The organism is Methylobacterium sp. WL103 (assembly GCF_008039885.1).
Taxonomy (GTDB): Bacteria; Pseudomonadota; Alphaproteobacteria; order Rhizobiales; family Beijerinckiaceae; genus Methylobacterium; species Methylobacterium cerastii.
Map to the genome: position 1 here is coordinate 1 of NZ_VRUX01000412.1, position 3,914 is coordinate 3,914.

The following is a 3,914-nucleotide window of genomic DNA, read 5'->3' on the forward strand; positions in this document are numbered from 1 at the left end:
GCCCAAGGCCAGCGCACCGACCGCCCTCCCCCACCGCACCGTGATCCTCCGCGCCTTCGTCCCGAGCGCTTCGCTCTAAACGAAAACGGCCCCCTCGCGGGGGCCGTTCGCCACATCCGTCGCGTCGATCCAATCAGATGACATGCGCCGAGAACAGTGCGCCGTACATCGCGGCGTGGCCGACGTAGTAGAGCGTGAGGAAGCCCGTGAGCGCCACCGTGTAATAGGCCGGAGCCAGCGCCACGTCGCGGCGGCGGACGGCGATGCGGGCGTCGTCGGCGGCGATGGCGACCAAGACCACGATGATCCCGGAATGGCCGATGGCGTCGACCTTGCCGAACTCGAACACCGCGGAGACGAAGATCGCGGCCAGGATGATCGCCGCGGTCCGGCGCACCAGGGGCGTCCAGATCAGGGCGAAGGCCAGGGTGAACTCGACGACGCCGGCGGCCTTCATGAACAGCTCAGGGGACGCGCCGAAGGTCATCTCGGGCTTGGCGGCCAAGAGGGGCGCGGTCCATTCCGGGTAGGCCCACTTCTCGACCGAGGCCCACATCAGGGTCACGGCGGCGGCGGCGCGGACCACGTCGAGGGGGCGGATGCCGTAGAGGGTGCGGTTCAGGCCGGTGAGGATCAGGTAGGCGGCGACGCCGAGGAACACTGGATAGTCGGCCAAGTGGAACGCGCCGTAGCACCAGGTGGCGTAGCCGAACAGGACGACGATGCCGGCGCCGGCCAGCGGCAGGGTGCGGTGCCAGATCAGGCAGGTGGCGAGCGCCAGCTGGAACCACGGGATCCAGGCCGCGTCGGTCTTGAGCTCGGGGGTGAGGATGATGCCGCCCATCGTCCAGAGCGAGACGAAGAAGAAGCCCAGCGTCGCCCGCACCAGCAACCCGGTGTCGGCCCGCACCCGCGTGGTGACCCGGTCGAGCGCGTTCAGGAGCGCCGTACCGAGGGGGGTGCCCTCGGCGAGGCAGCCGAACATCAGGCACAGGATCGACAGGCCGACGAGCCATTCGAAATCGAGGCAGAGCACCTGTTCGAGGCCGCGGGGCTGGCCGGCGACGTCGAAGGCGCAGAACCACTTCACGTGGGCGCTGGCCTCGCTGCTGGCCAGAACGATCGCCGGGAGGGCCATGGCGCCGGCAAGAAACGGAGAAGAACAGCGCCACTCGGAAAACCGCATCGAAGCCTCGCACCGACCCGCCAGAACAGTCCCCACGCCTGCATTTAGGACTAAGCCGATCGACTTCGCCAAGGGTTTGTTAACATCCATGTCGAAAAGGTTAACGCTGTGGGAAGCGTGTAGAACTGGCTGTACGCGATCTCAGTCGAGACGGCTCGCCCCGGCAACGCGGCATTCAGCATGGGCCGTGATTCCGCCGGGCGCCCCCGCCCCGGCAAGACTTCGCTCAGTGTTCGCCGGTCATCGTGCCCGGGCCGGATGACCACGTCGCCGGCCGGACCCAGCGCGAGGACGCGACGGATGATCGGTTTGACAAGTGTGGTCAGTCTCGGGGCCGGGATCGGTCTCGCCGCGTTCGCGCCCCGGGCGGGCCTGCGCGCCCACGCCTTCGAGTCCTGCGGCGGCCTGCTGCTGGTGGCCGGCCTCGCGCTGCTCGGCTCGGGGCTACCACTGTTCCGCTAGAGCATTTTCCGTGATCTCTGGATCACAGAAAATGCTCTAACCTGCTGTGTGGTCGCATTTTCTTCACGCGAGCCGGCATCCACCTCGCTTGAAAATGCTTTAGCGCGGGGCGTCGTGCGAACCGTCATCCATCCCGCTTGAAGATGCTCAGCGTCGTCGTGGACGACGCGCTGCGTCAACGCCCGGTTCGAGAAAGACTTATACCGAGTCTCAAGGGTAGGAACCCATGAGGTCCGGCGGATTGCCGCCGCCCCGCAGTCGCGGGGGCCAGACCTCGATGAGTCGGGCTCATCGAGGTCTGGTATTACGGCCGCGGTGCGGCCTCGGTCAGATCCGCCAGGGCGGGTCCGGTCCCGGGCTCGGAGTTCAGCGTGCGCAGGAAAGCCAGCAGGTCGGCCTTCTCGTCCGCGCTCAGGTTGAGCGGGCGGATCTCCGGCGAGCGGCTCGGCCGGTCGATGCCGCCCCGGTCGTAGAGGTCGATCACCGCCTCCAGCGCCGCGATCGACCCGTCGTGCATGTAGGCGCCGCGGCCCGCGACCTCGCGCAGGCCCGGGGTCTTGAAGGCGTAGCGCAGGACCTGCGAGTTCGTGACGAAGCGCCCGCGGCCGAGGTCGGCGCCGACGGCCGTGCCGATGTCGTGGAAGGAGCCGTCGGTGAAGGCCCAGCCGCCGTGGCAGGCGGCGCAGTTCGCCCGGCCGTTGAACAGGTCGAAGCCGCGCTTGGCCGCGACCGGGATCGCCGCCTCGTCGCCGGCGATCCAACGGTCGAACGGGCTGGCGCCGGACACGATGAGGCGCTGGAAGGTGGCGAGCGCCGCCTCGATCCGCGCCTTGGTCACGCCCGGGTCGGCATAGGCCTCCTTGAAGGCGGCGACGTAGGCGGCATCCGCCGAGAGGCGGGCCACGGCGTCCTCGACCGGCAAGCCCATGTTGCCGGGGGCGCTGATCGGCACGAACGCGACGCTTTCCAGATCGCGGAACTTGCCGTCCCAACCGAGCCGGCCCTCCTGCCAGGCGAGGTTGAGCAGGGTCGGGGTGCGCAGGTCCGTGTCGGAATCGGCGCGGGTCGGCGCGCGCCGGCGCCCGTCCGCCCAGGCGAGGTCGGGCAGGTGGCAGGTCACGCAGGCGCGGTCGCGGTCGGCCGAGAGGATCGGGTCGAAGAACAGTTTTCGGCCGAGAACGGCCTTGGCCCGGCTGTAGGGGTTTTCGTCGGGGAACGGGATCGTCGCCGGAGCGGCATAGGTCGCGCGCCAGGCGGCGCGCTGCGCCACCCCTGAATCGGTCGCCGACCCGGTGACCGCGCCGAGCATCGCAATTGCGGTGACTCCACCGCCGAGCTTCCATCGCATCCCTGAGCTCCTAGGGAGCGTACCTACGACGCGAAATCTTGCTGATCCGTAAAGGTTTCGTTCCGATTTCACGCCGTCACGGTCACATGACGCCGGAAAAGCCAGCCCAGGACAATAAACCTCAGCAACGACTTGGCAACCTGGTGCTCGAAACCCTGACGATGCTTTCAGCCGGCCTGGAGCGCGGCGCGGGTATGGGCGTCGGCGCCGACGTCGCCGGCGCCGTCCATGCCGAGGGTTTCGATCAGCCGTCCCCGTGCGCGGCTGACCCGGCTCTTGATCGTGCCGACGGCGACGCCGCAGATTTCGGCGGCCTCCTCGTAGGTGAAGCTCTGGGCGCCCACGAGCACCAGCGCCTCCCGCTGGGCGAGGGGCAGCAGGTTCAACGCGCTCTGGAACGCCCGCATCTCCACGCGGACCTCCTGCTCGGGCAGGCTCGTCAGCCGCCCGGCATGGCTGCCGTCGGCATCCTCGACCTCGCGCTTGCGCTTGCGCTGCTCGGAATAGAACAGGTTGCGCAGGATCGTGAACAGCCAAGCGGTCAGGTTGGTCCCGCGGCGGAAGCTCTCGGCCTTGGTCCAGGCGCGCATCAGCGTGTCCTGCACGAGGTCGTCGGTGCGGTCGAAATCGTAGGTCAACGAGAACGCGAAGGCGCGCAGCGCGGGAATCGCGCCGAGCAGGAGGTCGCGCATCTCGGAATCGGCGCCGGCGGGCGTTCCGACGGGGGCACAGGCCTGGATCATCGCGCCGACTCCTTTTCCGACCGAGCCGCCAACTCCGCGACGAGCGCCTCGAACCGCTCGGGGATCGGCTGGGCGAGCAGGCCCGCGTAGAGCACCCGCAGGCCAGTCGCTTATACACATATCCGAGCCCACGAGCCCGGAGCCTGGCTCGGTGTGCGTCAGCTGCATGAAAAAA

General features: G+C 68.6%; 4 protein-coding genes. 1 reads left to right on the forward strand and 3 read right to left on the reverse strand.

Annotation, left to right across the window (positions count from 1 at the left end):
* Positions 1-133 precede the first annotated feature (133 nt).
* Positions 134-1,138 (reverse strand): hypothetical protein, encoded by a 1,005-nt coding sequence (locus FV222_RS19550; protein ID WP_147763827.1) that lies wholly within the window; start codon positions 1,136-1,138, stop codon positions 134-136.
* A 348-nt stretch (positions 1,139-1,486) separates the two neighbouring features.
* On the opposite strand from FV222_RS19550, the gene FV222_RS29865 reads away from it, so the two are divergent.
* Complete coding sequence (locus tag FV222_RS29865) at positions 1,487-1,648, forward strand: hypothetical protein (RefSeq protein ID WP_187273592.1); 162 nt, start codon at positions 1,487-1,489, stop codon at positions 1,646-1,648.
* 304 nt (positions 1,649-1,952) lie between these two features.
* Here FV222_RS29865 and FV222_RS19555 read toward each other — a convergent pair whose 3' ends face one another.
* Both FV222_RS19555 and FV222_RS19560 read right to left on the reverse strand, forming a co-directional pair.
* Positions 1,953-2,996, reverse strand: coding sequence for a cytochrome c peroxidase (locus FV222_RS19555; protein WP_147763820.1), 1,044 nt, complete (start codon positions 2,994-2,996; stop codon positions 1,953-1,955).
* 167 nt (positions 2,997-3,163) lie between these two features.
* Positions 3,164-3,739 (reverse strand): sigma-70 family RNA polymerase sigma factor, encoded by a 576-nt coding sequence (locus FV222_RS19560; RefSeq protein ID WP_147753917.1) that lies wholly within the window; start codon positions 3,737-3,739, stop codon positions 3,164-3,166.
* Positions 3,740-3,914 lie beyond the last annotated feature (175 nt).

Excerpts from the sequence above, each read along its gene's own strand:
- FV222_RS19555 (WP_147763820.1), bottom strand. The coding sequence starts at position 2,996 with ATGCGATGGAAGCTCGGCGGTGGAGTCACCGCAATTGCGATGCTCGGC.
- FV222_RS19560 (WP_147753917.1), bottom strand. The coding sequence starts at position 3,739 with ATGATCCAGGCCTGTGCCCCCGTCGGAACGCCCGCCGGCGCCGATTCC.
- FV222_RS19550 (WP_147763827.1), bottom strand. The coding sequence starts at position 1,138 with ATGGCCCTCCCGGCGATCGTTCTGGCCAGCAGCGAGGCCAGCGCCCAC.
- FV222_RS29865 (WP_187273592.1), top strand. The coding sequence starts at position 1,487 with ATGATCGGTTTGACAAGTGTGGTCAGTCTCGGGGCCGGGATCGGTCTC.